Below are 4,505 nucleotides of genomic sequence, written 5' to 3'. Positions count from 1 at the left end.
ATTGATCATTTTACGGTAAGCCAAACAGCGTGGTCCGATTATTATCAACCACTTAAAGCGCGTGTTGCCCAGCTGATACCAAGCATGCCCAACTCAACCGCCATTGCAGATCTCACGCGAGAAATAGCAATTTATGAGCGTTACTTAGGCGAGTTTGGTTATCATATGTTTGTACTACACAAAGAGACGTAACACCTGTTATCGCCCCTTGAAGGGCTGGAAAGAATAGGCGCGATTATGTCGATTTTCAGCCCATGTCTATAGAATGAGACACTTTGATGCCCGTTTCACTGAACGAGCCTTGCTCCGTTGGCTGATGGCTGATAACTGATGGCCATCACAAAGAACGCATTTACAGAATGGCATCGAAAAAGCCCCAAACGGTTAATGCCGGCTCATCGTCATGATTTGGGTCGGCGAGGCGATATCTTTAGCCTCACCGACACAGAATAAGGGCTTAGCGCGCTAATCCCCCCAATATTGCTAACACCATGGTGCAGTACGCTTTTGTTAAAAAGCTATTTGTTTGTCTTTTTAAAGGTGCGCCGATAAAAAGTCACGGCACTAAACAGGAGTATCATGCTGCCGATGAGCGACACCGTCGTGATAAACAACGAGTAGCTAAAGGGCATGTTCAACGCATCATGCAGCGGCCGAACAAAGCTGGCAACTTTGCCCGAAAGCGTTCTATCGCTGTGCTTTAACGCATCCAAAATCGTGCCTTGCTCAAAACTCATCGTGATACGGTCCGCTTCACGTAACCAAACGCCGCTGTGGCTATCAAAATGAATACTGTAGTTAAGCGGCTTAGGTGCCTCATCTTTCTTTGGCATTGGCTTGCTCACTGCCACTAAATTCGCCTCAGGCCACTGCGCCTGCGCCGTTTGCAACTGGCTCTGCCAATCATTGGGCAAACTTATAGGGTAAACAATCCCTGCACTCGATTGTTTAAGCGCGGGTGTCCACAGATTCTTGTAGGTGATCAAAAATCCGGTAATACACAACACAAACAGCGGGATAGAGATAAATAATCCAAGCTGAATATGGCTCTTCACTAAACTGCTTGAACGGGTATCGCGCGGAAAACTCTGTTTTAAGCGGAACCCCTTACGCACGCGCCACCACAAATAAATGCCAATTAAGGTGACTGCACCACCCAATAATGACGCCCAAGCATTAATGTATTTTCCGCCGAAATCCTCTAGCAAAAAGTTACGATGCAACCAAAAAATGGTGCGATACATGGGGATATCATCAAAGGTACTAACCGATAGCGGGTTAAGTTCACTATCAAAAGCCATGGATTTACCGCGGGTTGCCGCCTGAATATAGGGCGTATGCTCCGTCGGGAAACGCACGGTATTCATCTCAGGATATTGTTGAAATAAGCGCTCGACCACCTGCGCTTTTTGCTCAATCGTTAACGGCGCATATTGCTGCCCTTTATCGTCGAGTCTTTTGTACATATCAACACAGCCCAAATACACCCCAGTGGTGAGCACTATCAGCATAGTGATACTAATCAAAAAACCCAGCCAATTATGGAACCATTTTAACGCAGCTACAGCATTCATATTCACATTCTCAAATCTGTCTAAGTCGCAGTTACCAGTGCGCTCCACGCGCAAAGCCCGCCAGGCACTTTATAACGCCATGATTTTAATGAATTTAACAAGCATCATTAAAGCTTGAGTGCAAATGATAATAACTATCACTAACAAGTGCAATTAAAGAAGTGTCAAGATGCGTGATCAAACCGCATTTTTTCGCCCCCACACCACTGCAAAGCGGCAACTTACACGATGATCAGATCATCTTGAAAACACAGATGATGAACGCCCACAAAGGAACATCTGCCTGCGGGCAAGCGTAAGGAAGACAACAGTGCCGCATTGGGACGCCGCTAAATTGAAAGCGAATCCATTGGAGGTTGATGAACGGAAGGTTACTAAACAGGAGGCCGCTAAACGGGAAGCGACTTAACACGAGGCGACTAAACTGGAGATGACTAAACTGGACGGGAACAAGAAAACCGCAGCCTTAAGGAGTTAAGGCTGCGTCATACTGTGGGAAATTATTGTTCAATGCCCACGATTAACCAAGGTGAATTAGCTTGGGTTAAATTCCGTTCCAAATGCCACACCTCTTTGATATCTTCTTCAACCCCTTCAGCGGTATCACGGTAACGGCCGCTAAATTTAACGCTCACCTCCGCCAGAGTTGGGGTATGGGTTGCACGGACTAATTCGGCATCCATATACATCACTTCGGTATGTTGCTCACCGCCTAATTCACGGCGCTGATGACTAAGCTCATTGTAAAGCTCAATCGATACATACTCTTGAATTTTCGCTAAATCATTTTCATTCCAAGCCTGTTGCAGCGTCTTGTAGTGGCTACGCGATCCTTCCAAAAAGGCGGGTAAATCAAACCCTGGCGGCAAATCAAACGGCACGTCACTCGTCGCTTGGGCAAAACCATTGCTGCCACTGCTGGCAAAACCGCTTGGTTGCTCCTGCTGGCGAAACGCATTGGGGTTAGGCTGCCCAGGCGCGGCATAGGCCGGTCTTGGGGATGGCTGCGCACCCGCCTTTGAGGCCATGACAGTACGGATAATCTTAAACAGCACGAATGCCACTAAGGCCATAATCAAAATATCCATTATTTGAATATTTTCAAAACCTTCACCCATAAACAGTGCGGCCAATAAGCCACCCGCGAGTAAACCGCCTAACATCCCACCCATCATGCCTTTTTTCGCCGATGCCGCAGGAGCCGTAGCAGTATTGGTTGGGGTGGTGTTGGTTGCTGCGGTATTGGTCGCCGTCGGCTGACTCGTTGCCGTCTGCTGAGTCTTACCGATGGATTTGCTACCACCGAATTTTTTCGCTTCTACAACTGGGCTAGTGACCAAGCCAACTGCAAAAATCATCGCAAACATTATTAAAAACTTTTTCATTTTTAGGGTCTTTGTTTGTATAACCTATGGTGCAGGCATCATAGCGGGATGACATTATATGTCAACTAGCAAACGCGCAACCTTAAGCTGATAGCGCTTAAGCGAATTAGCCATCCTCTAAATTGCCCCAATAAAAAACCCGCATTGCTGCGGGTTTTCGAGGTTAATCAACTTACTCAAAGTGGTGTTCGGCAACGCCTTTGGCGCTCACGTTGACCCCCAGCACTGCGTCATGGATAAAGAACGGAGCGTTGGCATCATCGGCCTTGTTACTTTCATCAGGATCATCATTTTGTGCTAAACAGGTATAACCCAGACTGTAATCACCCGCGGCCACAAAACCAAATTCATATTCGTGACCAATCACTTGGCCGTTAGCATCCGTGATGCCATTGACCCTAGCGGCAGCAATTGGACCGATTGCAGTTGCGGTGTCCTGCGCGATTCGAAAATCCTGCATTTGCTCTAAGCTTGTATTGGCTGGATACAGATACACAGCATTTGAAAAGACAGAACCGCCGGCTTGCATTTCACAGCCAGCGATCACGCTTGCGCTCACAGTGCCTTTAATCGCCCCAACTTCAGACTGATTAAATAATTGCACTGAGGTCGGCTTTAAGGTCCAGTAATCTTTATTGCCGTGCGGATCTTGCAGTCCTTTGCTCAAATCAAACTCGGCGACAAAGCGATTGACGCCTGCCGCAATAGTAAAGGCTTTATTGAAAAACAACCGCCCAGTATCAACGTCATCTGCGCCCACCCCGCCACATGAACCATTACTGTTCGTCGTTAAACCATACACGCCGCCATCAAAGGTTTGCACATGGGAGCTTGCATCGCTCGCCGCAGCGTTGTTCTGCATATAGAGACACATTTGGTATTCGCCAACGGGGATCGATTGCCCACTGACTAACGTCTCAACAGCGCCGCCTTGGAACTTAAGTAAATCCACAAATTTAAGTTCACCATTGGCCGCCACATTGAATGAATAACGCTCCGTGGCACTCTTGAGCACGACTTGCTTAAATGCAATGGTGACAGATTTTGCATCGGCCGGATTATCGGAGACGCCTAGGCTAAAGGTTGCCATTTGGGCCGCAGGCTCGCTTGGATCAGACCCACCACAACCCAACAACAATCCAGCCAATGCCAGGGCTAGCGCACTTTTTTGAATATTCATACCGTACCTTCATGAGTTGGCAAACATAAGACTCAGCGCAGTCGAGCTTAACCAATTAAGTCCGCTTAACTGGCAAAGCGAGCCGAGAAAACACCCAATATCAACCCGATTACACCAATATTTATGGGGGGCGGAGATTAACACAACTATTACCATTCAGCAGCACAAGCCCCACTGTCGATAACATAAATTCTATGGGTAAGTGTGCCGTTTGTCGATGAACCTCGGCTGAACGGTTAAAGTTAAAAAAGAAGAAAAACCACTATATTCATGGCCCAGTGGCACGCACCATGAACACACTCAACATGCGGCATCACAATTAACAAAAAACTTTATTGTTAAAGACTTAAAAAGACATCGCCTTGG

Annotated in this window: 3 protein-coding genes and 1 pseudogene; 1 reads left to right on the top strand and 3 read right to left on the bottom strand. The window is 47.2% G+C overall.

Going from position 1 to position 4,505, the window contains the following annotated elements:
* Positions 1-192, top strand: a pseudogene (locus ACRCZA_RS01730) (methyltransferase); the annotation flags it as partial.
* 326 nt (positions 193-518) lie between these two features.
* Here ACRCZA_RS01730 and ACRCZA_RS01725 read toward each other — a convergent pair.
* The 3 genes from ACRCZA_RS01725 to ACRCZA_RS01715 form a co-directional block, all read right to left on the bottom strand.
* The gene (locus tag ACRCZA_RS01725; RefSeq protein WP_438672762.1) at positions 519-1,574 is read right to left on the bottom strand and encodes a PepSY-associated TM helix domain-containing protein; all 1,056 of its coding nucleotides are present in this window, start codon (positions 1,572-1,574) and stop codon (positions 519-521) included.
* Positions 1,575-2,074: 500 nt separating this feature from the next.
* The gene (locus ACRCZA_RS01720; RefSeq protein ID WP_438672761.1) at positions 2,075-2,959 is read right to left on the bottom strand and encodes a Tim44 domain-containing protein; all 885 of its coding nucleotides are present in this window, start codon (positions 2,957-2,959) and stop codon (positions 2,075-2,077) included.
* A gap of 172 nt (positions 2,960-3,131) precedes the next feature.
* A complete protein-coding gene (locus ACRCZA_RS01715; RefSeq protein ID WP_438672760.1) occupies positions 3,132-4,139 on the bottom strand; it encodes a DUF4382 domain-containing protein in 1,008 nt (335 codons plus the stop codon).
* Positions 4,140-4,505 lie beyond the last annotated feature (366 nt).

Source organism: Shewanella sp. (assembly GCF_051658185.1).
Classification (GTDB): Bacteria; Pseudomonadota; Gammaproteobacteria; order Enterobacterales; family Shewanellaceae; genus Shewanella.
This window is presented reverse-complemented; position numbering and strand designations above follow the sequence as displayed.

Bases quoted from the DNA above. Each gene is read 5' to 3' on its own strand.
- ACRCZA_RS01725 (WP_438672762.1), bottom strand. From the start codon at position 1,574: ATGAATGCTGTAGCTGCGTTAAAATGGTTCCATAATTGGCTGGGTTTT.
- ACRCZA_RS01715 (WP_438672760.1), bottom strand. From the start codon at position 4,139: ATGAATATTCAAAAAAGTGCGCTAGCCCTGGCATTGGCTGGATTGTTG.
- ACRCZA_RS01720 (WP_438672761.1), bottom strand. From the start codon at position 2,959: ATGAAAAAGTTTTTAATAATGTTTGCGATGATTTTTGCAGTTGGCTTG.